Raw genomic sequence first — 23,116 nt, forward strand, 5'->3', positions numbered from 1 at the left:
AAATGATGGTTATTTAGATTCAAGGGTTACTGTTAATGAATTAACCAATTTCATGAAAAACAGAGGATATCACATGATTAATGTCAACGGTAAAAACCTGTGGAAGCAAATCATTTGACTTCCAATTAGTTCATTGACCTAGGAGAATAACACAATGATGGCAGATATCAACAATCAGATGTTTGTGAAGTTTAATACTATGGTAGACAGTTTAGTTTACAACATTAATAAAGAAGATGGTTTGGCAACATTAAAGTCAATACTAGATGATTGCGAAAAAGAATTAACCATTACTGAACTTAAAAAGCAATTGCTGATTAAGGAACTGAATTACACAAAGCACTTAATAGATAAAGTCCAGTAAATACCCGTCCGCGATGACGGTAAACTACGGCAAACAACACACTAATAGGATAAAACCATGACAATTGACTTGGGTAAACTACTTAACCCAAATACCTATCTTAGTGATAGGTTAAGCAGCAAGCTAGTCTCTATATTGGACGCTGTAGAACTTGCCGATTGTCCTACACAATTTGATGAATGTCGTCTGTTGGAGCTTGAAAGCACTTTTCTGGTTATGCACAATTCCTTGATTACAGCAATCAATTAATTGTTGGACTAAAAAATCAAGCAATACGAAGAAGAAAATGACGATGAGTTTTAATCATGCCATAAATCCTCAAGTAAGTTAAATAATTTCGTCAAAACAGGAAACACAAAACCATGAACTAAGAACAAGCAAGCTTAATGGTTATCGCGGAATTAGCACGTGATATTTACGCCCAAATTATGTCACGAGATATCCCCTACGCTAACCAAGATACCAGGGTGAAATTAGCCGAAATAGCTCATAACGCCGCTGTTGATTTTATGACGGTATAGAAAAAATGGGTATCGTCTCAAGAGACAGTTATTCAACCAGTATCATTTATGTCCGACTTTAGTGGCAATGGTTACAGTAGCGATATCTTTATGGGGGGTGACTTCAATGCCTAAGTTATTACCAGTAATCAGCCTACATACTGGAAATTTCAGCAATTTTCTACAGGGCCCCGGTGGAACTTGTGTAGAACTAGATACACCCGAATGGTTTGACTACCTGAGAAAAAACAAGTCATTCTCTGTTGAGTTAAACGGCAAAAGGTTTACGGCTTGCAAAAAAACATCTATCAACAATTTCGCGTACTGGAACCTGAAGGGCTGGGACGGTAAAATCAACCATCACATCTATATCGGAAAATCTGACCAGACTACCAACGAAAAGATTCAACAAGCTGCTATAGCTATGTTTTATCGGTGTAACCCTAAACAAGCGTAAACCCTAACAGCTAACAGCTAACAGCTAACCCAATAACTTAAATGGCCCCCTATGGTTTCTAACTGCAGGGGGTGTCTATGTATTTTTATTAGGGGTCGAGATAGACCTCACGGTCTACCCCTCCCATTCAGCAGCAGAACCGTACATGAGACTTTCACCTCATACGGCTCCTAGTTTGACCGTCTCCTTGTTAAGAGTACAGCATCATCTCTTCATCAAGAGCTGTTTTATCGTCGTGACAATGGCGGTGTAATAATTGAAGATTCTTGTAGTCATCCTTTCCGCCTTGGCTTCTAGGTACAATGTGGTCTATTTCAATTAAATCTGATGGGGTAAAGAATTCCCCACACCAGGTACATCTACCTTTTGGTTTTTTGAGTAGTTTTGCTACCCTAATTGGCGTGTCGATTGCTTGTCCTTTCCTGGTTGCCCAGTAAGTCCAATTTCCGTCATAAAGTGTTGCGTCAGGACGTATTAAGGTATGTCTGACAATTGGAGTCCAGTTGTGTTTGAACAGATGTAACCCATCTTTGGTTTGGAACAGCCAATTTTCGTGTCTTTCTTTCCCATTGCTAAGTTTAATTGTTCTATGTCTGAAATAATTTCTTAGCTTTTCGTAACTTGACTTTCCGCATCTTGATACTGTCCATGCCCTTAACATTTGCCAAACTGTGTTGTCTAGCTTATTGAAGGTCTCTGTTGAGACTACCCCTGAATAATAGTTTGACCATCCCCTAATAATTGGGTTTAGTTTGTTAATCAGGGCTGACTGAGGTGCTGTTTTATGTTGTTTAATTACACCTTTTATCACTTCTGTGTGGGCAACTGCTTTTTGGCTGGGTTTTATGTGAATTTTGTGTCCTAATAGTTTCCCATGTGGAATTTTCCCAGTTCTATATTTTCCTACAGGATATTGCCTAATATTGAAACCTAAGAAATCAAATCCGGGTTCCTCTGCTTTGCCGTTATACTCAATAGATTTGAGTGTATGGCAGATTCGAGTTTTTTCAGGTTTAATCTCTAATCCAACAGGCTTTAGCCATTCAGAAATAGCAGTTTTGCACTGTTCAATGATTCCTAAGTCTTTGGATATGACTACAAAATCATCGGCATATCGTATGACCGTGGCAAATGGTTTGTTGTTGGTATTTTGGGGATACATTTTTCCTATTAACCTACCCATCCCCAACAGTGCGATGTTGGCGAGTATTGGACTTATTACCCCTCCCTGGGGTGTCCCTGTTTCTGTATCCTCGAATACACCGTTGTCTAGCACTCCCGCTTTGAGCCATTGTTTCAGGTCTCTTTTTAGGCGGCTTGGACAATGAATTTTGGACAGTAGGTAATCATGGTTCACGGTAAGAGCATTTTGCTATATCAGCATCAAGAACATAATATTGTCCCTTATTTATGGCAATATAAATTCTGCTGATTGCGTCATGGGCTGACCGTCCTGGACGGAACCCGTAGCTTGTGCCTTCAAATCTCGATTCCCATTCAGGTTCGAGAGCCGACTTAACCAAGGCTTGCCTTGCTCTATCTTGGATTGTGGGTATTCCTATTCCAGCTTTTTTCATCCCTACCAGGTTTTGGAATCCAAACCCGTCGCAGTGGTTTTGCTTTGAGGTTTCCCTTAATGTTCTTGACCAGTTCAAACCTTTGTCTCGGAGAGATTACTCTTACTCTATCAACCCCGGCTGTCTTCTTGCCTTGACCCGCTTGGGGGGCGGGTTTATTAAGCTGACTGTTGGGAAGCATGGCTGACCGTGGAACCCGCCCCTACAGTCTCACTGCTAGGAGCCGGGCATAATATGATTTCACCAATAGACGTTGCCACCTTCGTGCCTTAGCATTTTGTCCCGATTTAGCTGCTCGAAATATACTCTTTTGGAGCTTGAAAACTTTCCGTTGAACCTTAGTCCATGGGATGGCCTTCCATGCGTTGCTCGTAGTCTTGATTGGTTTTGGTTTCCCAAACCCTTTCTTTAAACTCGCTATCGCCATTTGTACACCTACTAGGCTCTATTTCTTTACAATCAAACCGTGACCTGTTAGCATATCCCTGTCATTACAACCGGGCTTTGGCTTTTGGTCACATCTCACCCCCTAATAGGCTTGCGCTTACACTTTTTACTACTGACTTTCTCGACCAGATTGTCAGAGCCTAGAAGGGGTTAAAAACGTTCCGCTTATATGGGCATTCCATCTTGAGATTTGTCCTTTCCACCGGGGTACTTCTAAAGGTCTGTGTAGGTATTATGAAGAAACTCCTACTTTTCCCCATACTCTTTTGAGCGCAGCGTATCAACCTGTTTCGCTACCTGATAATTACGATGGTTCAAGCCGGACATTCGGTTTCCCTAATCATGGATGGTTGGCAGTGGTCGCGTATGGTAGTAGGTTCTACTTCACGCCTTCCGTTCCCCGCTTCAATCCTGGGGTTGTGATTCCTGAAATTGGGGGTGGCTATCGCCGTTACCCTGATTTCCTAACTTTTACTTATCCATTTCTGGGCTTCCTATGAGGAATTTGTATAAGTTAGTTCATTTTGACCTTGGGTTCCCTGCCTTGTTTGGTATATCTCTATACCGAACGTTGGGACATATAAACAGTTATAGAGATGGTCAGGAGTGCGTTCCTTATATTCACCCAGGGGCTTGAAGTCTCTACCAGGCGGTTATTTCAGGTATCTCAACCCTATTTCATGCCTGAACGTATCGCACTCATTTACATAATGTAAATACATTATGTAACTTCTAAAATATGAATGCCTACCCTATCATGTCCAGATATTACCCAGAACTAAGTTACCCCCAACAGATAGCTTTACCTACAACCTACGGCTAAGATTTTGGGGGTGAACTGATTATGTTGGTATCGGTTTCTGCTCGGTAATTGTCACCAGTTGAAAAGTTGTTTAGGGGTATCGGGTTGGTTCCGGTAGGAGATAGTTTAGATTAGGCGATCGCACTTTTAATATCAGCCAGATGATAGCCCATAGTTTCCCCTCACCGAGGATTATGAATCAGACCCATAGATAACCCGATAGGCGATCGCTCATAGGTTTACCTATAGGTCTAGTCCACGGAAAGGCGGTCTGATATCTTTGTACATTGATAGGGGTATCTTTGTACGTTGATAGCTTGGGGAATTATCTTCTGCTGTTGTCGTGGTTGATTTGGAAACATATCCTCCCCCCAACCGGAACAAACACTCTTGGGGGTGCGACCGACGTGATAGCAGTCAATGGTGAGGAACGAACCGATAGGCTTGCTATTGACTGCTATCACAAGGGAGTTACCCTATCGGTGTTTGGTTGGGGGGTGGTCAGCAATTCTCATTTTGGAAATTCAACTGCTATCGGGTGGGATGTCTAACTCGAGACCCTCAAGCATAAAGGTCAGAAGGTGGTCCCAACTGTCGAAGTACAGTCTGGGTAAGCGCGCGCAAATCATTAAAGAAGGTTTGGCGCTTCGGTAAGTGCGCTCGTAGCAACTGGTACTTGTTATCGAGCAACTCCTGCAGGGTGTGGAAGAGCAGCGAGAGGATGTTGATGGTCCGGAGCAAGGAAGAAAGATGCTGCTTGTCATGGCCAAAATTGTGTTCGAGATGGTAGCCCTTGGTCTTGAGAGTGTTGTTGTTCTCATTCTCAACTTTCCAACGAGTCCGCCCGGCCCGAACCACCTCGGCTACATTCTCATCGCTGAGAGGATAATTCGTGGCCAAGGAGTTGTGATAGGTTACCTGGCCATCAGCGGTGGTGACAGTAAGTTCGCACCAGTTAACCAACAGCGCCTCATCGCTATCTTTGAGGGGGACTCCGTTGAGATAGCGGTAGGTATAGGTTTTCTCGACTTTACCAGTCCACTTCTTGGTCGTGAGGGTCGGGAGTTCGATGCCCTCTAGGTGTTCATAGAGGGTAGTATGAGACTCGGGGCGACAGACGACGATGAAGTTAAGTTGCTGCTCTAAAAACTGCTGACACAACGGTTGGTGGCAATAGAGGTCATCCCCTCAAACCGTGACATTCAAAGCCCTCAAGCATTGTTCTTGCCTCGATAGCCAGCGTTTGGCGGCGGCATTCTCACAGTCTTGCTTATCATGACCATCTTGGGGCACGATAAATTCGGGGACTAAGGGAATCACATGATTCTGTCCCGGACAGACGATGACTGGAGTGACAACACTATGGAAGTAATGGGTTTTTCCTGACTTCTGGGTGCGCGTTGAACAGTGGGGACAGTGAATTTGGTCGGAACTGAAGTATTCGGTGCCATCCAACGCGACTAATAGACTGTCCCCTAGGCAACGGAAGTCTTCTAACTGCCCCTGGGCTTCCAAGACTTGTAGGATATCCTCAAACACTGGAAACAGGTGCTCTGGGGACACGGCATCTAATAAGTCCCGAATCTGGTTATCACAGGGAATTCGATGAACTCCAAACAGACTTTGGGCATTGCTCTTGCCTTTACTCCCCTCCATCAGACGTTGATAAGCCAGAAACGACGGAGTTTGAGTAAAAAACACACTAAACGCACTTAAAGCGGCATCCTCCATTCCATAGCGGCGATTTTTACCCCGGCGCTTGTCCGGTAGCGATGACAAGCACTGGCGGAAAGAACCGACTAGAGTCTCAAAGCCACCTGGCTTTTTCAACGGCTCTGGCGCTCCTGGGTTTCTTGGATGTCATTACGATACAGGGATGCTGGGGACTTGAACAGGTTTTCGCCAAAATGAGAATTGCTGGGGGGGGGTGGTATGGGTATTTGACAGATTGATTAAGTTGTGCTTGTTGACTGAGTAATCATCCTATTGACAGAATTATTTTCCTGTGCTAGGACTAGATTGTGAGTAATATCTGAGTAACTAGGTATAGTTATCGGGTTAAGTAAATCCCGGTTATTCCTACCAGCATTAGGTCAGTTAATAGTGGGCAGAGTCGGACTCGAACCGACATGACCGAAGTCGCCACATTTTGAGTGTGGTGCGTCTACCAATTTCGCCATCCGCCCGAATTGGTTACTTTATCATTATACACGATTTTTCGAGATTGCAACAAAAAATTATAATCGGGGCTACTGGCCCACCGATAGATCTCTCTGGCCCTTAGTACAGGTAGAGGATGGGTGAGTTGAGCGGTTTGGGCTTGTTTAAGTAACTCTCCCAACTCATCACTACTCATTTGATCATAGGCGATCGCTTGTTCAAGAAAAGCATCCAAATTGAGTTGAGGGGCCAAAGTTGGGGAACCTCCGGACAACTTCATCAAAACCGACATGACCACTCTAGGGTCTTGGGTAGCCAACAATGCAGCGCGATCGCAAGTAAACTCAGCACAGCGGACCCATTCAAGAATCTGAGTTTGTAGGGACTGAACCAAAAGCGCACCCAAAGTAGAGAATTGACCCGCCGCCAAAATAATCAAATTCGCCAAAGTCAGATAAACGCCATGCTCACACTTGAGATGTCCCAACTCATGACCAATCACGGCTTGAATTTCTTCAGGAGTCAACAAATCCACTAAAGAGGTATGTAGGACAATAAAAGGCTGTTTTCCCCGCATAGCCAAAGTGTAAGCATTAGGGACTGGGGAAGACCTAACATAAAGTTGTGGCGGTTCCAAGTCCAAAGTATCACAAGCCGACAACAAGAGATTATGGAGATGTGGAAGCTGTTTTTGACCGACGAGAACACTGGAAGCAATATTTTCCAAATAGAAAAACTGCTCACCGACGGAACCGAGCAACTGACGGACGATCACATCTAAACCGGGAATTTGCTTTAAAGCATTAGTCGCCTGTAAATCAAGGGGATGGCGGAAATGATCTGCTTTCAGGCCAATGAGAGGATTAGGAGACAAAGCCATAGTATTGAATCAAACATTGGGGAAATACAACAAGGGGCGGGTTAGCAATACCTAGGGAGTACCTGGAGGTTAGCTATCGGGCCCCTATAGTTAATTATTACCCTAGTTTACTGATCTTGGGAAGAAGAATTTTCCGATTCAGGTAGTGGCTCTATACGTTCTATGCGAGCCCCTAAATCTTTCAACTTGAGATCTATGCGTTCATAACCGCGATCGAGATGTTGTAAATCGGAAATGGTAGTTTCACCCTCAGCGGCTAAAGCAGCCAATACTAAAGCAGCTCCGGCTCTTAGGTCTGTAGCCCTTACTGGCGCACCAGATAAAATAGGAACACCACTAACGATCGCCGTATTACCCTTCATGCGGATATCAGCCCCCATGCGAATCAACTCAGCCACATGGTGTAGGCGGTTCTCAAACACAGTTTCCGTAATCAGACTATTACCCTTACTCAGAGTCAGCAAAGACATAAAAGGAGCCTGCATATCTGTAGGGAAACCAGGATAGGGGAGGGTTTCGATATCTGTGGGTAGGATTTCCGGACCCGGAATAACCCGAATCACTTGATTATCTTCGGCGAGAATAGTTGAGCCAGTTTTCCGTAACTTAGCAATCACGGCGGTGAGATGATCGGGAATAACCGGAGCCAGGGTTAGTTCAGAGCCAGTAATGGCGGCGGCTAATAAAAAAGTCCCCGCCTCAATGCGATCGGGGATGATAGAATAATCCACCGAGTGCAGATGGCTAACTCCAGAGATGACTAATTTCTTAGTTCCCGCCCCCTCAATTTTAGCGCCCATAGCCCGACAGAAATTAGCCAGATCAATAACTTCGGGTTCTTGAGCCGCGTTATCAATAATAGTTTCCCCATCTGCTAACACTGCGGCCATCATCAGGGTTTCCGTGGCTCCCACACTGGGATAATCCAGATAAATCTTAGCGCCTTTGAGACGGCGATCGCTCCCAGTCACGTATGCTTCAACTATGCCATGATCAATTTGCACATGAGCGCCCATCGCTCGTAGTCCCTGAACATGGAGATCCACAGGTCTAGCACCAATAGCGCATCCTCCCGGTAGAGGAACCTTAGCTATCCCTAAGCGAGCCAAAAGCGGTCCGATAATAAAGAAACTAGCTCGAAGCTGACTAACTAACTCATAGGGTGCTTCAGAGTGAGTAAGTTCTCTGGCATTGATATCAATAATGCTACCATCTCGTTTGAGGTCTACCCCCACAGCCGATAGAATTTGCCCCATAGTGCCGACATCAACCAATGACGGAACATTCCGTAGCCGGCAATCTTCCGAACACAGTAGAGCGCCAGCCATGATGACTAGCGCCGCATTTTTAGCACCGCTGATAGCTACCTGTCCTTTCAGGGAAGAGCGGCCCGCTATTTTGATAATAGGCTGATCGGCATCATACGCCGTAGGAACCTTAGATGAATTGAGAGTGAGTGTAATGGGTTTACCCTCCACAATTGGGTTTTGACTGTGCATTGGTGGTTAATTTTTTTGTTCTGATTCTACCGGAAAGATTCTAAATGTCTAGGGGTAAAACAGGACACCATTCGTATAGATGGGGTTAAAACCCCTATTATACAAGGATTTGCGGCAATAATAAAACAGTATTAAGTTGGATGCCAATTTACCGTCGCCCCATAGACAAGGTAAAGATATCCCTGGGGAGGGGGGGGGTTGAATGTAGGGGCGGGTTCCGCTAAACGCTTGGCCACCACCGCAGCAATTTGGTAAACCCGCCCCGGCTTATAGGGGGTGTTTCTGGGAGGTGCGCCACCACCGCAGCAATTTGGTAAACCCGCCCCGGCTTATAGGGGGTGTTTCTGGGAGGTGCGCCACCACCGCAGCAATTTGGTAAACCCGCCCCGGCTTATAGGGGGTGTTTCTGGGAGGTGCGCCACCACCGCAGCAATTTGGTAAACCCGCCCCGGCTTATAGGGGGTGTTTCTGGGAGGTGCGCCACCACCGCAGCAATTTGGTAAACCCGCCCCGGCTTGTAGGGGGTGTTTCTGGGAGGTGCGCCACCACCGCAGCAATTTGGTAAACCCGCCCCGGCTTGTAGGCGATCGCATTATAGTGACATACCTCCTCGTCCTGAAGGAGCGAGGATTCCTTGACGCTTCACAGCAATGTGCTACCTAAGTATTCTTACCCTGGCTCTGCGTCCGTTTAGAGTCTCCCAATCCCCTGTGGCGACTATGTTTAATTGTACTCAAGCCCAAAGCTGTTTGTCTTCAGGGATGTAGTTAAATATTGCCCCTCGGAACTGTCTAGGTGCGCTCTCATCGTAGCTATTTCAACGGGTCTTGATCCTTATGACTTCTCTATTTGAGAACCAAGCCGTCCTAGAAGGCTATGCACTGAGTGTCATCGAAGTGCGATGCAGTGAGCTTGTCGAAGTGACGGGGTTTTAGACCCATTCTTCTGATAATGGTATTGATGCAGAGGTAGTACACAACAAGTTCTAATGTCGGAACTCGGTTTGTCGGGGCGATTTTTTGGCACTTTTGGTCTTAGTCCGGTGTTTTCAAGATAACCCAACCTATCGGATCTGCTGGATGCCAGAAAGCCAATGCTAGGCTATATTTTACCTGGTTGCCACACCTGCAAGGAATTTGTAGGGTGTGCAGTTCGGACATTCTCAGAAAATTAAGGTTGAGGTTATATGGAAATTGGTGTCCCCAAAGAAGTTAAAGATCAGGAATTTCGGGTGGGATTAAGCCCCAGTAGTGTCCGAGTCTGTTGTGAAAAAGGCCATCAGGTTTTTGTGGAAACACAAGCGGGGGTCGGGGCGGGATTTTCTGACCAGGACTATCTCGAAGCAGGCGCTAAGGTGGTTTCCTCACCCACAGAAGCCTGGAATCGTGAATTGGTGGTCAAGGTCAAAGAACCCCTACCCTCAGAATATCCCTTTATTCAGAAGGGACAACTTCTATTCACTTATTTACATCTGGCGGCGGCTAGGGAATTGACCGAACACCTGATTAATAGTGGCGTGAATGCGATCGCCTACGAATCAGTAGAATTATCAGACCGACGCTTACCACTACTCACTCCCATGAGTATCATTGCGGGTCGCCTTTCCGTACAGTTTGGAGCCCGATATCTGGAACGCCAACAAGGGGGGCGAGGGGTTCTCCTGGGTGGTTTCCCCGGTGTGAAATCCGGTCATGTGGTGATTTTAGGTGGTGGTATCGTCGGCACGGAAGCCGCCCGCATTGCGGTTGGTATGGGTGCTATGGTGACAATTATTGATATTAATGTCGATCGCCTCTCCTATTTAGAAACTTTGTTTGGTTCCCGGGTAGAATTGCTTTACAGTAATTCAGCCCACATTGAGGCTACTGTTCCCCAGGCTGATTTACTCATTGGTGCGGTCTTGGTTCCAGGTTTTCGGACTCCGATTTTAGTTTCCCGTGAATTGGTCGCTAAAATGCGCCCCGGTTCTGTATTAGTTGACGTGGCGGTTGACCAAGGCGGTTGTATTGAAACTCTGCGGCCTACTTCTCACACTCAACCAACTTATATTGAGTATGGGGTGGTTCATTATGGGGTTCCCAATATGCCGGGGGCTGTACCCAGTACGGCTACCCAAGCCTTAAATAATAGCACCTTGCCTTATGTTCTCAAATTAGGCGATCGTGGCATTCGCGCTTTAGCTGAAGATGCCGCTTTAGCTAAGGGTTTAAATGTCGAAAATCACCAACTTGTTCATCCCGCCGTTAGGGAAGTTTTCCCTGATTTGGCTTAGGTTTAACTATCTATCTATCGCCGCCAGTTACTGATGGGGTGGTTGGCTCAACTGCCCCATTCTCTAAAGTTGATTTTTTATTCAAAAAAAAAATTTTGTTCGGCCCCCCTGAGCAGAGGGTTGACAACAGCCGGGAACTAATGATAAGATATTAAGATACAGTCTTATAATGTAAATATGTTTAATAATTTCAAAAAAGTCACCACTCCCATTATTTAAATGGTAGCACGAGCCCCCCGCAAAAGCAACCCCACCCCCCGAAAAAAAAAATTTCGCAACAAAACTTAATTTTTTTTTACAAAAGTTAACACAAAGTTATTGACGCATATTGCGCTTGAGTTGTTCGAGTTCGTCATCCATTTCCCACTGACGAAACTGCTGTTCGAGTGGGTCAGGGGTGGCTTGAAAGCGAGTGTAATCATTTCCTTGGTTCCATCCCTGGGTTTCCCAAGATTTAGTTTGGGTAGTTTTAGCACTGTTGATTTTTTATTCAAAAAAAAATTTGTTCGGCCCCCTGGGCAGAGGGTTGACAACAGCCGGGAACTAATGATAAGATATTAAGATACAGTTTCATAATGGAAATATGTTTAAAAATTTCAAAAAAGTCACCACTCCCATTATCTAAATGGTAGCACGAGCCCCCCGCAAAAGCAACCCCACCCCCCGAAAAAAAATTTTTCGCAACAAAACTTAATTTTTTTTTACAAAAGTTAACACAAAGTTATTGACGCATATTGCGCTTGAGTTGTTCGAGTTCGTCATCCATTTCCCACTGACGAAACTGCTGTTCGAGTGGGTCAGGGGTGGCTTGAAAGCGAGTGTAATCATTTCCTTGGTTCCATCCCTGGGTTTCCCAAGATTTAGTTTGGGTAGTTTTAGTGCGGTTGGCGGCGGATTCCTGCTGTTTAATTTTAACCTCTTTGCGTCGCTGTTGAATCTGGCGATAGAGTTCCTTAGACTTTTCGATGCGGTTTTTAACGCCCTGCATTTGTCCCCAGCGCTGATTTCCCTGTCGCAATAGGGAGGCTTCTCTTTCTTGTGCGGCTTCAGCGAGGTCAGGGCGGTTGGCGGCTTGTGCTTTAGCGACCCATTTATGCCATTTTTGGATATCTTGTGCGATCGCCAAAATTTCTTCAGTGCATTTCTTTTCCTCACGCTGTAGGTCAGCAATTAATCGGAGGGTGTCCTCTTCCTGTTGACGCAACTGTTCCTCAAGGGCTTGCAATTCCAGATCAGGATGATCTCGCAAAAATTCCTCTAGGCGGGTTTCCAGAAAGCGGCTGAAATCTTCAAATAAGCCCATAATGATTGTCGGTGATGGCTATGACGGCTAATTATATTTTAGCGAAATCTAGGGAGATCTCAACCAAAAGGAATAAGTTATTGGTAGGGTTGTCAGTACCTAGGCCATAGATGATAGTGAACCAGGGGAAGATTTAGGGGAAGCTGTGGTAGCTAATGCGACGACTCCAGCTACTTTAATTTTTCTCAACTTCAAGGCTTGAATAGCAGCATTAACCGTAGCCCCAGTGGTATAAATATCATCAATAATCAACACAGAACTGCGAGGGGGAAGGGTGTCTTTTCCGACTCGTAAAGCCCCCAGCAAATTTTGTTCTCGTTGTTGTCGGGATAAGCCGTGCAGGGCTTCGGTATTTTTGACCCTTTGTAAACCATGGGGTTTTATAGGTAAACCTGTAATTTCACAGAAGCCGCGCCCCAATAATTCTGCCTGATTAAAACCCCGTTTTTTGAGTTTATCGGGATGTAGGGGAATAGGAACTACAACTAAATTCTGGGGAACCCGGTTGACAGTATTGAGCCACCCCTCGGCTAGACAATAGCCTAACATTTTGGCGATTTGTGGGTTGCCATCATATTTTAAAGCAGCGATCGCTCGTTTGAGGACTCCCCCATAGCGACCCCAAACAAAAATCGGCACCTGACCAGGGAATAGTCCTGGGTGGGTAAATTGACATTCTAACAATTGTTGTTGACAATAGTGGCAGAACTCCTGATCTGTAGGTCTTGCACAGAGGGGACATTCTGGCTTTAAAAAGAGATTAAAGACAGATTGAAGAATAGAATTAGTCATGGCGAGTTAAAAAACAGAGAATCAGACAATTGCGGTGTTGGGCAATTTTGGTGGATAATCATAGATTAAACCAAGGTTAACTGGGACTGTGCAGATTAAACAAGTCATCATTGCTCATAAATCTAGGGATAGGCTGAGTCAGCGTTGGGCGCAACAATACGCCCGAGAATTTGAACGGCGGGGATGTCAGGTTTTGATGGGACCGAGTGGGGCGAAAGATAACCCCTACCCGGTGTTTCTAGCTTCTAGTAGTAGTCCTATCGATTTGGCGGTGGTATTAGGGGGAGATGGAACGGCTTTAGCAGCGGCGAGACATTTAGCGGAAGCAGGTATCCCCATTTTAGCGGCAAATGTGGGGGGGCATTTAGGATTTTTAACTGAGTCCTTTGAGGATATAGAGGATACGGAAACGGTTATAGCTCGTTTATTTGAGGATCGCTACGCTATTGGACAGCGGATGATGTTACAGGCGGCGGTTTTTGAAGGTTCCCGCGATCACCTAGAACCGTTAAGCGATCGCTTTTTGGCCCTAAACGAAATGTGCATCAAACCGGCTTCTGCGTATCGAATGCCTACTTCTATCTTAGAGATGGAGGTTGACGGGGAAGTAATTGATCAATATCAAGGGGATGGCTTAATTGTGGGAACCCCCACGGGGTCTACCTGTTATAATGCGTCTGCAGGCGGTCCGATTGTGCATCCGGGGATGGATGCGATCACTGTTAGTCCCATTTGTCCCCTCAGCTTTTCCAGTCGTCCTGTGGTAATTCCTTCGGGGTCAGTGGTCAGTATTTGGCCCCTAGCTGACCTCGAACATGATACTAAATTATGGACTGATGGGGTATTGGCTACATCGATTTGGCCGGGACAGCGGGTTGATGTGAGGAAAGCAGACTGTCAGGCTAAATTTATCATTCTGCGGGAGGACTATTCGTTTTATCAAACCCTGCGGGAAAAATTGCAATGGGCGGGGGCGAGAGTTAGACATATTAATAATCACCGGAATTAATGCAATTAGACTAGGGTGATCAAGGTTTTCCAACTTCCACATTTTGATAAATGGTGACGGGATGATCAATGCCTTTAAAGGTGTAATCTCCCATTAGAGCAAATTGCTCAGGCGATCGCAACATTTGATAAGTCGCCTGACTAATGACACACTTTCCTGGGGGACAAATCGGCTCCATTCTCGCCGCCAAATTAATTGTTCCCCCCAAGACGGTATAATCTACTCGTTGGGAGCTACCGACATCCCCAACTACCGCCCTACCGCTATTAATAGCAATACGCAGTTGTAGTGGTTCTGATAACTTACCTTCAGCGTTGAGTTTTTCTAGGCGTTCTAACATTCCTAAAGAGGCATGAACAGCGCGTTCTGCGTGGTCTGATTGCGCTTCAGGCGCGCCAAAAAACGCCATGATACAATCACCAATAAACTTATCTAAAGTTCCTCCCAGGGCAAAAACTTCCTGCAACATTTCCTCAAAAAAAGCATTAAGTAATGTCGCTAATTCCTGAGCAGGTAAGCGTTCAGAAAGGGCAGTAAAACCGACAATATCAGCAAATAAAATACTAATTTCAGCATCTGTGGAAGGCAAACGGCCATTGTCTAAAGCGCCCACATTGATTAAGTGCTGTACGACCGCCGGGGTATGGTAGCGTTCCAGACGTTCACGGATAGTGCCTTCCCGCTGTAATTTTTGAGTAAGTAACCAACGTTGAACACTAGCCGCGACTAAATTTCCTAAGGCTGAGAAAAAGCTCAAATCTTCATCTCCGCCACGAGTCCAGTAGTCAAAGGAAAAATGAGCATCTCCATATAAAACACCTACGACATGATCCTCATCCCATAGGGGAACTGCCAGACAAGATCGGATATCTTTAACTAGAATACTGGGTTCACTTTCAAAGCGTGTATCCTGTTGAGCATCAGCGGTTTTAATAGCAATTTTATCACGAAAAACTCGCTGACAAATACTGCGACTAATCCAGCTTCCATCAATAGATATATCTGGGTTGTTACCGGATTTTTTCGAGGCTACTTTGACGAGTTCTAGTTGTCCGTCACCATTGAGATCAACGAGTAAAGCCAAGCGTTCAATAATGGGGATATCATGAAAAATCACGGACTGAGTTTGTGAGAAAATGGCATCAATAGACTCAGCACTATTCAAACATTTAGCAATTTCTACTAGGTCTTGTAGGCGGGCTACAGAGCGACGATAATTATTAATATCCTCATCAAATTGGGTGTTACTTTGAATCCATTGTTGTTTAAGATCCTGAACCCGACCAATTAAATTAGTTCCTTCCACCAGAGTCCCAATTTTGCGCCCGCCATTTTTCTTGGTATCTGGTGCTAGGATATCTAAGCGGATCTGATCAATTCGCAACTGGTCGTTAAGTTTGAGGGGGTGAGGCTGGGTTAAGGATATATCATTTAGACAAGTGCCGTTTTTACTACCTAAATCTTCCACCCACCAACCACCATCAGTCCCTTTATAAATGCGGGTATGACGGCGCGATACTTCAATAAAAGGCAGTTGCAGGTTACACTCAGGCGATCGCCCAATAATAAATTCATTGCGATCGACCGGAATTAGCCTTTCGGGTTGGTTTTCAAGAATTAGTCGCAGCCTGAGTTCAGCCATGAAAAATGATTAAAATAAGAATGTGGTACGCAAAACACCGATTACAACTGTGTCATTATTGGCATTATGTTCTGGATTGGTGACCATAAATACACCCGGTGTCACCCAGATATAATCACTGACACGGAAACGGTAGAAAGTCTCGAAGTGTAAGGAGGTATCGCGATCTTCTCCCAAGGGCAAATTACGGCCGGCTACCAGTTTAGGCGGTTGACCAAAGATAAAGGCAAATAGGTCGCCATTACGGCCGAAGGGTTCAGACCAACCGAGAGAAAGGCTGTAGGTGGTAGTGTTGGCATAGGCGTTGCTGGTAGTTGATTCCCCAAAGGTCACGCCTCCAAAGGCGGCGAGGGTAATATTCGATTTGATGCGCCACTGGAAGGACCCCCCTACTGCATTAAAGTTCATGGGTTCATTGAGTAACCCGGAGGTGTCGGCGCTCAAACTTCCGGTGAGGGTGTCTAGGCGACCATTGGCAGAGTAGGCGTTAATATAGGTTAAACCTGCCAAGGTGTTAGCACTGGGTTTGAGTAACAATTGTACTCCTAAAGCACTATGATCGGAATGACTAATGCCGAGTGTGGCATCGGAGCTGCTGCGAGCGCCATAGGCTACCTGTAGTCGCACTTTATCGGAAACTAACCAATCAAACCCAGCGCCTCCGTCTAAAGCGCCCATTTTAAATAGGGGGCTACCCTCGCCAAAGCGGGAAATGGCACCGCGACCGCTATCGAAAAAGGGTGAGTTAGCAGTGAGGACGTTGCTGAGACTAAATCCTACGGGGCGGACGGTGAAGACTACCCGGTTATTAAAGGCGGGAAATCTGTATTCTAGGTAATCGAGGAATAGTTGATTATTGCTATCAGTTTGGTATGACAGCAGGGCCATATCTCCCAACCCTGGATCTTCTACGGTTCCGGCTAATCCTCTATTTTCAAAGTTACCGGAAACGAAGCCTATGCGGAGGCGATCGAGACCACTAAAGGAAGATACGGTTCCGAGACGCAGGAGATAGTGGAGGGTAGCTTGATGGTTGTCTCCGGTGCCGGGAGGGTCTCCGCCTACGGCACCAGCAAAGCCGAAGATGGCTTCACCACCGAATATGGTGGTAGTGGAAAATTGGTTAGCTTCTAATTCTGCGGTTCTGGCTTCTAGGGCGAAGATACGACCTCCTAAGGTGGCGAGTTCGGCGGCAAATTCCTCTTGGAGACGTTGGAGGACGGCGAGATCTTCACGGGTAACTCTATCAACTACGGAGGCGGCGATCAGTTCGTTAATTCGCTCTAAACAGGCGTTGAGTCCGGCGGCGAATTCGTAGCGGGTCATCGCGCGGTTGCCTCTGTAGGTTCCGTCGGGATATCCTGCTATACAGCCATAGCGTTCAACAAGGGATTGTAGGGCTTGAAATGCCCAGTCTGTGGGTTGAACGTCTGAGAGTTGGGAAACGGAGGTAACTTGTCCCTGAACTTCTACTAGGTCATCGGTGCTAATGATGTCTTCGGAGAGTTGGGCGATCGCTGTATTGGTATGGATAATAGAAGCGATCGCACTGGTAAGGGGAAGAATCATTGCTACTTTTGACCAGAAACTATAGCCCCATAATTTGCTCATTTGACAACACTCCTCAGAATTAACAGCGTCTATATAGCCTACAACCCCTATTCTACCGTTACTTAGGTGTTACTCAAAACCATAGCAGGATAACAAGTGAGTAAAAAATGAGTAACGATATCAATACCCCTACTGTAGGGGGAAAGGGTAACTATAATGAGAGTTACACTAGGTTCGTGAAAGCCTATCAGGAGTTTAAGGGGGAATGTCCCAAAGGAGTGACACTCAAACTACAAAAGTCCGGGGCTAGGTACAACCTACTATTGCAGTTTAAGCAACCACCTACCGGGAAACGGCTACCCAAAACGGCTAACCTTGAATGTACTCCAGAAGGGGTTATTGATGGAGTCAGGAAAGCTAAGTTGGTATCAGAAGCCCTAGGGACTATCACTAGCGCTAGTGAATTTTGGGATTGGTACGATGCGACTATCTTAGGAAAGAACCAGATTGAGGATAATCTGATAGCCTACCGGGAAATATTCCAACAACTGGAGGATGAGTATTTTGCCGGGTAAAACCGCAATACAGGACGACCGCGTTCTCGCGATATCGCTAGCGACTTAGCGTCTTACGAGTCTACTAAAGGGGCGCATTTCAGGCTGTTCCCTAACTGGGATGAATATCCTAGCTGGGAGAGTTTCAAGGCTATGCTATATATTCCCCTACGGAACGGAGAACAATTAATAGGCTCCAAAACCTTCAGGGAACGTTACTACATCTTAAAAGCCATAGCTGAGAAATCACCTAACAAAGACCATTTACTCAAACAGCTTGAACCTATTAACGCCAAACAAACACAATTCAAAAAGAAACAACGGATAGGCATCGATGCCTTTAAGGATTGGTGGTATAGCGCCAAACAAGAAGCCTATACTGTTAAAGGTCACCAACATCAATTAACAAGGCATAATTGGTTATGGGTGACTGGTATGGCGGTAATGTACGGGTTAAGACCTACTGAGATAGCCGCCGCCGTTAATCTAACTAAGCCATTTGTAACGGATGATGGTATCACTATCAAAGCACTATCAGACCCCGATAATCAAGACAATTACTTGGTGCTAGGTGACTATGTTTACTTTACTGACGCAGAAGGTCGGAAAGTGAGTATTAAAACAGGGGGAAGGATTGTTGCTCCCATTCCCAGCCCTGAAATGTTTGATTTCCTAGAATTGAAACGACCGTTATTGCCAGAATATAGTCCTAGAAAAGGTAGTAAACCCAAAAGCATAGTTACAGGCTTTGAGACAATATTTAGTCAACGACTTCAATTCATGAAATGCCCGGTGACCCAAAAATATGCTTTTCGTAGGCTGTACAACCTGTTAGGTGAAAAGTATGGACTACCTATCGAGTTGCGAGCTAGACTTATGGGACATAGCACAATCATTAATGAGAGTAACTATAAAACAAAAGGGATTGACGCTACCTTAGAAGTTCTCGAAGGATGCTCTAAGTTACCTATACCGTTAAACGTAGCCATAGAACGGTTAACAGCGTTAGGGGTTGATATTGATGCTCCAGAAGCTAAATTATTTCTCAGAGTTATCTATCAGATAGATTAATCTAATCGTCAACCTTTCATAAATTAACACCCCTAGATTAAACCCCTAGGGGTTATTTTATGGCTACAGATTGATAGATCCTGCTATGGTTTTGAGTAACACCTAAGTAACGGTAGAATAGGGGTTACAGCTTATGGGTTAGGAAACTCTCCTTTCGCCTGCATTGCCTTTAAACCCTTATCCTGACAGCGATAGCGGGTTATTACTCAACCCCTATATCCTATTGAGTTACTCAGATACTACTCACAATCTAGTCCTAGCACAGGAAAATAATTCTGTCAATAGGTTGATTACTCAGTCAATAAGCACAACTTAATCAATCTGTCAAATACCCATACCACCCCCCAACCAAACACCGATAGGGTAACTCTCTCGTGATACCCGTCAATGGCAAGCCTATCGGTTCGTTACGAACCATTGACTGCTATCACATCGGTCGCACCCCTAAGAGTGTTTGTTTCGGTTATGGGGGGAGGGTATGGCTCAAATTTCAAAACCCATAGGGGTAGTCAGATTATTAGTGAAATATTGAGGAGCCTACTCACTACCAACAAAATGCGATCGCATAATCACGACTAACCTGGCTATGACATACTGAAGCGATACCCCTAAACAACTTTTCAACTGGTGACTTGTTTCGTCATCTCTCGCTGATACCTACATAATCCTAGAGAATTGATTCCCCATCGAAACCGATACCTACATACCGCTAGACAAGTCTCCAATTTATAGGGGTACTGGGTTCCGCCGGGAATGATTACCCCTAATAGACGGGTTAAGGTTTTGGCTTAGGGTGTTTATTGTGGGTAAATTAGAGGCAAGCATTCATATAAACTTCCAATAGGCCTATTGCAATAGGCCTATTGGCAAAAAATACATAGACACCCCCTACAGTCAGAAACCATAGGGGGCCATTTAAGTTATTGGGGTAGCTGTTAGGTGTTAGGGTTTAGGGTTTACGCCAACCATCATCATCAATATCATCTCTGTTAATTGGAAGAGGGGGTGATTGCTTTTTATCTTCTAACTGTTTTTTACCAACTATTGATGCCATAGAATCATTAACATATCTAATCAAATAATTTAGGCTATTTTGGATACCGTCTAACCTATTCTCAATAATTAGGTTTCCTGTATGCGTAATGAACGTACTGAGAATAATCGCGACAATAATTAACCCTAATTCAACTATTACCAAGTTCATTTATATTAATTTCCAAAAATGAAGTGTAAACCATTTAATTCTTTCTAGTGGAGAAAATGAAGCGTAAAAATTGCTGTACGGCGGTGATTCAATTATTTGATATTCATTAAGCCATATAATTTCACGTTTAACCATCATATTCTGCTTCACATCATTGTATGTGTAAAATTTTAACCACCCTGCCATTTTCCAGTACACGGGTACACTGTCAGCGTCAAATAATATCCTGATAAATTTACTGCCAGAAATGTCAGGTAATTTTTTAGTACCGTGTAGCTATCATCTTCTATCCTGAAATTAAGTTCATAAACTTTAAACCAATTACTTTCAGATATATCAAGTGCATTAGGCATTATCTGTTAATTTATTGTTGTAAGTCATAAGTCATTTTAGTTCTCCATTACAGTTTTGTTAGGGCTAAACACTCACTTTCACTAAGAGCGCGAGGGTAGTAGCGGAAATCTTTACATATACCAGTTTCAACAACACCATTAGCTCTTCTTAATATAAGAATTTCAGAAATAGGTTGATAAGATGTTACTGTATTAGGTGCATCAACCACTTTATCACCGTTAATAAATAACTTTTGCCGACCTTGCTCTAAAACAGATAATATCTTAAATGATGGTGCGTCCAATCTAGTTATTAAGGGTGATGAATAAGTCAACACACCACCAGACACAGTTCTAGTGTCTATACCGAAACCTGCACTGTCGTCGCCGTGAAGTATCAAGTTGGTATTATCTGAATTAGTACCTAAAATAGCACCAACTCCTGTCAACTTGTTTGGTGTATATTCTATATAAAAACTACCTTCACTCGGGTTAAACTCATCCCCCAACACTCGACTAACCGCATCAGAAGCACGTGTTACGCTGGTGGCTTGAGTAGGGGTGTAAGGGGATGGTGTTGATGATGCTTCTAGTTGTGTACCCCAAATGTAGATACCTGAAATGCCATCACCTGTGTAAAGAATGCTAGACCCATTATTCAAGTAATGCACTATTGTTGCAGTAGCAGTTGATGATGCTGTTGAGGTAATTGAGCATCTATACCATCCGTTTCCCATAGACGTTACTGATGAAGAAACAAGTCCTCCTCCTGCTGTAATTGCTCTAGTCAGTAAATTGAAATTTGCGAAAGAATTGGCGGGAAATTGAGTGGCAAATGCAATTACAAGAATCGAGCGTTCTGCGGCTTTAGCATATATGGTTAATGTATATGTTGTCCCAGATGTTGCAGAAAATGTACGATTTACATGGTGGGCGGTGTTTGTGCTTGAATCCTCAACTAACTTGTCACCAGTTAAATTTCCATCAAGCGCAACAATTACATTTGGCGTAATACTTGCTCGTGTTTTTGTCCAAGTCGCATTATCAAAATCCTCACTCCACGATACCAAATTAGTCCTCTGTTCCTCCACCAACGACCCTAACCGTTCACCCGTTTCAGGATTAAATGTGTATCTAGGCTTATTCACTGCGGCTGTACGAATCCTGCCTGCTGCGTCTACATACGTTGCCGTAGATGCTCTAGTAACAGTGTAAGTGTCTGTTACAGGTTCTGTTATCCATTCTTCACCATTGTAGCGTGTGTTGGATTTACCAAACTGAGTTGAAAGGGTAGGTTCTATAGAGATGCGAGGTTCAACGTTATACGTATTTGAGTCAATAACTGCTTGTATCCGTTCATTAGTTAAATACAGATTAACTTCACCTTCTGGCAAGTCATCGGTTGATTGCCCAAACTTACTAGAGTAAATGTTGAAATTAGTCATAACTGCCTCTATATTGATTATTTAATTAAATGGCTAATAACTTAATACTAGCCATTCATTTGATGATTACATATTGATATATTCGATAATTGTAACGCTGATACTAGCGCTAGATTCTGCTATCGCCTGTAACTTAGTTCTACCCCACGTTATTGAGATGGTATCACCTGGCTTAACCGAAAATGCAGCGTCTGACACGCTATCACCTGTAGGGTCAAATATTAGATGTACATTGGTATTTGACCGATTCTTTACAAACACCGTTCTACCGTTACTGGTAGCATTGATAGGCACAACTTCCGTGATAGTGTTAGCAGTCAAACTTATCGCTGTAGTTGTCGGTGTTCCCTGTATTTTACTGCTAATGTTTAGAGTGTCTAAATTGACAATAGAACTGTAAACTGAGAAACTCATAATAAACCCCTAAATCAAAGTACAATTTACCAATTTATTGTTTGTTCTAATCCAACAATATTGGTTACGCTATCCTCAGTTATAGCATAGATAGAAGCTGTTGATTTTAGTTCATCATCCCACCCAGCGTTAGGAGGTAAATATAGGCATTGATAAGGTACACAGTTACTGATATCACCGTGACAAAACCATACCCCTACAGAACCTACGTTTTGTAAGTGCAACCTATACCGATTAATATTTGAGGGTCTAACTAATGTGGGGGTATTGCCTATTGTCACCCCAAAATTTTCGGGTTGTGTCAATGTAGGGGTTTGAGGAACTGTATCGAGTTGATATTCAGCCATGCCCAAAATATTAATAGAATCATTGTTATGTAACTGAGTTAAACACCTAGCTTTAACTATTGAGTTGCTATCAATTGCTAAACCTTCGTTTTGATTAGTGATTAATTCAATTAACAGGTTTTCGGTGTGAATGCCTCCATAATATGGCAATTTGACAATCCCTAAATTTAACCCGTTTTCTGTTGCCATATTCCCATAAAATATCTGTAAATCTACCGCTCCCTGCAACACTTCCTGTTTTTTTTCCACCGTTGGTAATAGCTATCTTCCGGGTAAATTGTGGGGATTTGTGATTGTGCAATACTGGGAGTGTAACATCTAGCGTTTAACGATGATATATAGCTGTAAATACCGATATCATATTTATATCTTTCTGTTATTAATGATTCTAAAATAGTCCCGTTAAATAACTCTATGGCGTTACTCCAGTTAGCAGCGTTGATATTAGCCGTGATATTTTTAATACCTCTCATGATTTTAACCACCTATTAATA

24 protein-coding genes, 1 tRNA gene and 3 pseudogenes are annotated in these 23,116 nt (G+C 44.2%); 8 read left to right on the forward strand and 20 right to left on the reverse strand.

Annotated elements, in window-relative coordinates; translation table 11 throughout:
* Nucleotides 1-154 precede the first annotated feature (154 nt).
* The 4 genes and pseudogenes from N39L_RS06055 (at nucleotide 155) to N39L_RS06070 (ending at nucleotide 1,321) form a co-directional block, all read left to right on the forward strand.
* Entirely contained in the window at nucleotides 155-364 is a 210-nt protein-coding gene (locus N39L_RS06055) for a hypothetical protein (RefSeq protein ID WP_006616304.1), read from the forward strand.
* 57 nt (nucleotides 365-421) lie between these two features.
* Nucleotides 422-613, forward strand: coding sequence for a hypothetical protein (locus N39L_RS06060; RefSeq protein WP_014274621.1), 192 nt, complete (start codon nucleotides 422-424; stop codon nucleotides 611-613).
* A 137-nt stretch (nucleotides 614-750) separates the two neighbouring features.
* Nucleotides 751-999, forward strand: a pseudogene (locus tag N39L_RS06065) (hypothetical protein).
* Nucleotides 992-1,321: a hypothetical protein gene (locus N39L_RS06070; protein ID WP_014276168.1), complete on the forward strand. Its 330-nt coding sequence runs from the start codon at nucleotides 992-994 to the stop codon at nucleotides 1,319-1,321. Before N39L_RS06065 ends, N39L_RS06070 begins: the two are co-directional and overlap by 8 nt.
* A 190-nt stretch (nucleotides 1,322-1,511) precedes the next feature.
* Here N39L_RS06070 and N39L_RS06075 read toward each other — a convergent pair whose 3' ends face one another.
* From N39L_RS06075 to N39L_RS06090, 4 genes are read right to left on the reverse strand one after another with little or no spacing between them, the layout of a single operon-like run.
* Nucleotides 1,512-2,678: a group II intron reverse transcriptase gene (locus N39L_RS06075; protein WP_014274623.1), complete on the reverse strand. Its 1,167-nt coding sequence runs from the start codon at nucleotides 2,676-2,678 to the stop codon at nucleotides 1,512-1,514.
* Nucleotides 2,668-2,898 (reverse strand): reverse transcriptase domain-containing protein, encoded by a 231-nt coding sequence (locus N39L_RS06080; protein WP_014274624.1) that lies wholly within the window; start codon nucleotides 2,896-2,898, stop codon nucleotides 2,668-2,670. Before N39L_RS06080 ends, N39L_RS06075 begins: the two co-directional genes overlap by 11 nt.
* Complete coding sequence (locus tag N39L_RS06085; RefSeq protein WP_014274625.1) at nucleotides 2,858-3,079, reverse strand: hypothetical protein; 222 nt, start codon at nucleotides 3,077-3,079, stop codon at nucleotides 2,858-2,860. Before N39L_RS06085 ends, N39L_RS06080 begins: the two co-directional genes overlap by 41 nt.
* Nucleotides 3,080-3,100: 21 nt before the next feature.
* Nucleotides 3,101-3,325 carry a reverse transcriptase N-terminal domain-containing protein gene (locus N39L_RS06090; RefSeq protein ID WP_014274626.1) on the reverse strand — a complete coding sequence of 75 codons (225 nt, stop codon included), beginning with the start codon at nucleotides 3,323-3,325 and terminating at the stop codon, nucleotides 3,101-3,103.
* A 1,124-nt stretch (nucleotides 3,326-4,449) separates the two neighbouring features.
* On the opposite strand from N39L_RS06090, the gene N39L_RS06095 reads away from it, so the two are divergent.
* Nucleotides 4,450-4,698 carry a hypothetical protein gene (locus tag N39L_RS06095; protein WP_158307544.1) on the forward strand — a complete coding sequence of 83 codons (249 nt, stop codon included), beginning with the start codon at nucleotides 4,450-4,452 and terminating at the stop codon, nucleotides 4,696-4,698.
* 10 nt (nucleotides 4,699-4,708) lie between these two features.
* Here the strand turns inward: N39L_RS06095 and N39L_RS06100 are convergent.
* The 5 genes and pseudogenes from N39L_RS06100 to N39L_RS06120 all read right to left on the reverse strand — a co-directional run bounded on the left by N39L_RS06100 (nucleotide 4,709) and on the right by N39L_RS06120 (nucleotide 9,279).
* A pseudogene (locus N39L_RS06100) lies at nucleotides 4,709-5,977 on the reverse strand (ISNCY-like element ISAtsp9 family transposase).
* A 274-nt stretch (nucleotides 5,978-6,251) separates the two neighbouring features.
* Nucleotides 6,252-6,333, reverse strand: a tRNA-Leu gene (locus N39L_RS06105).
* Nucleotides 6,312-7,187 carry a M48 family metallopeptidase gene (locus N39L_RS06110; protein ID WP_006616198.1) on the reverse strand — a complete coding sequence of 292 codons (876 nt, stop codon included), beginning with the start codon at nucleotides 7,185-7,187 and terminating at the stop codon, nucleotides 6,312-6,314. Before N39L_RS06110 ends, N39L_RS06105 begins: the two co-directional genes overlap by 22 nt.
* A gap of 107 nt (nucleotides 7,188-7,294) precedes the next feature.
* Nucleotides 7,295-8,686, reverse strand: coding sequence for a UDP-N-acetylglucosamine 1-carboxyvinyltransferase (gene murA, locus N39L_RS06115; RefSeq protein ID WP_006616197.1), 1,392 nt, complete (start codon nucleotides 8,684-8,686; stop codon nucleotides 7,295-7,297).
* 329 nt (nucleotides 8,687-9,015) lie between these two features.
* Nucleotides 9,016-9,279 (reverse strand): hypothetical protein, encoded by a 264-nt coding sequence (locus N39L_RS06120; protein ID WP_035737416.1) that lies wholly within the window; start codon nucleotides 9,277-9,279, stop codon nucleotides 9,016-9,018.
* A gap of 593 nt (nucleotides 9,280-9,872) precedes the next feature.
* Here N39L_RS06120 and ald point away from each other — a divergent pair.
* Nucleotides 9,873-10,958: an alanine dehydrogenase gene (ald, locus tag N39L_RS06125; protein WP_006616003.1), complete on the forward strand. Its 1,086-nt coding sequence runs from the start codon at nucleotides 9,873-9,875 to the stop codon at nucleotides 10,956-10,958.
* 315 nt (nucleotides 10,959-11,273) lie between these two features.
* On the opposite strand, the gene N39L_RS33260 is transcribed toward ald, so the two are convergent.
* The 3 genes from N39L_RS33260 to N39L_RS06135 all read right to left on the reverse strand — a co-directional run bounded on the left by N39L_RS33260 (nucleotide 11,274) and on the right by N39L_RS06135 (nucleotide 13,053).
* On the reverse strand, nucleotides 11,274-11,441 hold the full coding sequence (locus N39L_RS33260; RefSeq protein ID WP_491625034.1) for a hypothetical protein: 168 nt from the start codon (nucleotides 11,439-11,441) through the stop codon (nucleotides 11,274-11,276).
* Between the two features lie 238 nt (nucleotides 11,442-11,679).
* A complete protein-coding gene (locus N39L_RS06130) occupies nucleotides 11,680-12,261 on the reverse strand; it encodes a TIGR04376 family protein (RefSeq protein ID WP_006616653.1) in 582 nt (193 codons plus the stop codon).
* A gap of 99 nt (nucleotides 12,262-12,360) precedes the next feature.
* The gene (locus tag N39L_RS06135) at nucleotides 12,361-13,053 is read right to left on the reverse strand and encodes a ComF family protein (RefSeq protein ID WP_006616652.1); all 693 of its coding nucleotides are present in this window, start codon (nucleotides 13,051-13,053) and stop codon (nucleotides 12,361-12,363) included.
* An 88-nt stretch (nucleotides 13,054-13,141) separates the two neighbouring features.
* Here N39L_RS06135 and N39L_RS06140 point away from each other — a divergent pair, with 88 nt between their 5' ends.
* Nucleotides 13,142-14,062: an NAD(+) kinase gene (locus N39L_RS06140; RefSeq protein ID WP_006616651.1), complete on the forward strand. Its 921-nt coding sequence runs from the start codon at nucleotides 13,142-13,144 to the stop codon at nucleotides 14,060-14,062.
* Between the two features lie 19 nt (nucleotides 14,063-14,081).
* Here the strand turns inward: N39L_RS06140 and N39L_RS06145 are convergent, their stop codons facing one another.
* Nucleotides 14,082-15,704, reverse strand: a complete 1,623-nt coding sequence (locus N39L_RS06145) for an adenylate/guanylate cyclase domain-containing protein (protein ID WP_006616650.1) — start codon at nucleotides 15,702-15,704, stop codon at nucleotides 14,082-14,084.
* Between the two features lie 9 nt (nucleotides 15,705-15,713).
* The gene (locus tag N39L_RS06150; RefSeq protein ID WP_006616649.1) at nucleotides 15,714-17,315 is read right to left on the reverse strand and encodes an iron uptake porin; all 1,602 of its coding nucleotides are present in this window, start codon (nucleotides 17,313-17,315) and stop codon (nucleotides 15,714-15,716) included.
* Nucleotides 17,316-17,422: 107 nt separating this feature from the next.
* Here N39L_RS06150 and N39L_RS06155 point away from each other — a divergent pair.
* Nucleotides 17,423-18,880: pseudogene (locus N39L_RS06155) on the forward strand (recombinase).
* 949 nt (nucleotides 18,881-19,829) lie between these two features.
* Here N39L_RS06155 and N39L_RS06160 read toward each other — a convergent pair.
* The 6 genes from N39L_RS06160 to N39L_RS06185 form a co-directional block, all read right to left on the reverse strand.
* Complete coding sequence (locus tag N39L_RS06160; protein ID WP_014274633.1) at nucleotides 19,830-20,084, reverse strand: hypothetical protein; 255 nt, start codon at nucleotides 20,082-20,084, stop codon at nucleotides 19,830-19,832.
* 170 nt (nucleotides 20,085-20,254) lie between these two features.
* Nucleotides 20,255-20,437 carry a hypothetical protein gene (locus N39L_RS06165; RefSeq protein WP_126277469.1) on the reverse strand — a complete coding sequence of 61 codons (183 nt, stop codon included), beginning with the start codon at nucleotides 20,435-20,437 and terminating at the stop codon, nucleotides 20,255-20,257.
* 47 nt (nucleotides 20,438-20,484) lie between these two features.
* Nucleotides 20,485-21,861: a phage head spike fiber domain-containing protein gene (locus tag N39L_RS06170; protein ID WP_014274634.1), complete on the reverse strand. Its 1,377-nt coding sequence runs from the start codon at nucleotides 21,859-21,861 to the stop codon at nucleotides 20,485-20,487.
* Nucleotides 21,862-21,927: 66 nt separating this feature from the next.
* Nucleotides 21,928-22,275: a hypothetical protein gene (locus N39L_RS06175; protein WP_014274635.1), complete on the reverse strand. Its 348-nt coding sequence runs from the start codon at nucleotides 22,273-22,275 to the stop codon at nucleotides 21,928-21,930.
* 26 nt (nucleotides 22,276-22,301) lie between these two features.
* The gene (locus N39L_RS06180; RefSeq protein WP_231851993.1) at nucleotides 22,302-22,871 is read right to left on the reverse strand and encodes a hypothetical protein; all 570 of its coding nucleotides are present in this window, start codon (nucleotides 22,869-22,871) and stop codon (nucleotides 22,302-22,304) included.
* On the reverse strand, nucleotides 22,835-23,095 hold the full coding sequence (locus N39L_RS06185; protein WP_014274051.1) for a hypothetical protein: 261 nt from the start codon (nucleotides 23,093-23,095) through the stop codon (nucleotides 22,835-22,837). The genes N39L_RS06180 and N39L_RS06185 overlap by 37 nt, the downstream gene beginning before the upstream one ends.
* Between the last annotated feature and the right edge of the window lie 21 nt (nucleotides 23,096-23,116).

The sequence above is a fragment of the Limnospira platensis NIES-39 genome (assembly GCF_026000695.1).
Classification (GTDB): Bacteria; Cyanobacteriota; Cyanobacteriia; order Cyanobacteriales; family Microcoleaceae; genus Limnospira; species Limnospira platensis.

Coding starts and splice junctions, on each gene's coding strand:
- N39L_RS06055 (WP_006616304.1), top strand. CDS start 155: ATGATGGCAGATATCAACAATCAGATGTTTGTGAAGTTTAATACTATG.
- N39L_RS06060 (WP_014274621.1), top strand. CDS start 422: ATGACAATTGACTTGGGTAAACTACTTAACCCAAATACCTATCTTAGT.
- N39L_RS06070 (WP_014276168.1), top strand. CDS start 992: ATGCCTAAGTTATTACCAGTAATCAGCCTACATACTGGAAATTTCAGC.
- N39L_RS06080 (WP_014274624.1), bottom strand. CDS start 2,898: ATGAAAAAAGCTGGAATAGGAATACCCACAATCCAAGATAGAGCAAGG.
- N39L_RS06085 (WP_014274625.1), bottom strand. CDS start 3,079: ATGCTTCCCAACAGTCAGCTTAATAAACCCGCCCCCCAAGCGGGTCAA.
- N39L_RS06090 (WP_014274626.1), bottom strand. CDS start 3,325: ATGGCGATAGCGAGTTTAAAGAAAGGGTTTGGGAAACCAAAACCAATC.
- N39L_RS06110 (WP_006616198.1), bottom strand. CDS start 7,187: ATGGCTTTGTCTCCTAATCCTCTCATTGGCCTGAAAGCAGATCATTTC.
- murA (WP_006616197.1), bottom strand. CDS start 8,686: ATGCACAGTCAAAACCCAATTGTGGAGGGTAAACCCATTACACTCACT.
- N39L_RS06120 (WP_035737416.1), bottom strand. CDS start 9,279: ATGCGATCGCCTACAAGCCGGGGCGGGTTTACCAAATTGCTGCGGTGG.
- ald (WP_006616003.1), top strand. CDS start 9,873: ATGGAAATTGGTGTCCCCAAAGAAGTTAAAGATCAGGAATTTCGGGTG.
- N39L_RS06130 (WP_006616653.1), bottom strand. CDS start 12,261: ATGGGCTTATTTGAAGATTTCAGCCGCTTTCTGGAAACCCGCCTAGAG.
- N39L_RS06135 (WP_006616652.1), bottom strand. CDS start 13,053: ATGACTAATTCTATTCTTCAATCTGTCTTTAATCTCTTTTTAAAGCCA.
- N39L_RS06145 (WP_006616650.1), bottom strand. CDS start 15,704: ATGGCTGAACTCAGGCTGCGACTAATTCTTGAAAACCAACCCGAAAGG.
- N39L_RS06150 (WP_006616649.1), bottom strand. CDS start 17,315: ATGAGCAAATTATGGGGCTATAGTTTCTGGTCAAAAGTAGCAATGATT.
- N39L_RS06160 (WP_014274633.1), bottom strand. CDS start 20,084: ATGAACTTGGTAATAGTTGAATTAGGGTTAATTATTGTCGCGATTATT.
- N39L_RS06165 (WP_126277469.1), bottom strand. CDS start 20,437: ATGCCTAATGCACTTGATATATCTGAAAGTAATTGGTTTAAAGTTTAT.
- N39L_RS06170 (WP_014274634.1), bottom strand. CDS start 21,861: ATGACTAATTTCAACATTTACTCTAGTAAGTTTGGGCAATCAACCGAT.
- N39L_RS06175 (WP_014274635.1), bottom strand. CDS start 22,275: ATGAGTTTCTCAGTTTACAGTTCTATTGTCAATTTAGACACTCTAAAC.
- N39L_RS06185 (WP_014274051.1), bottom strand. CDS start 23,095: ATGAGAGGTATTAAAAATATCACGGCTAATATCAACGCTGCTAACTGG.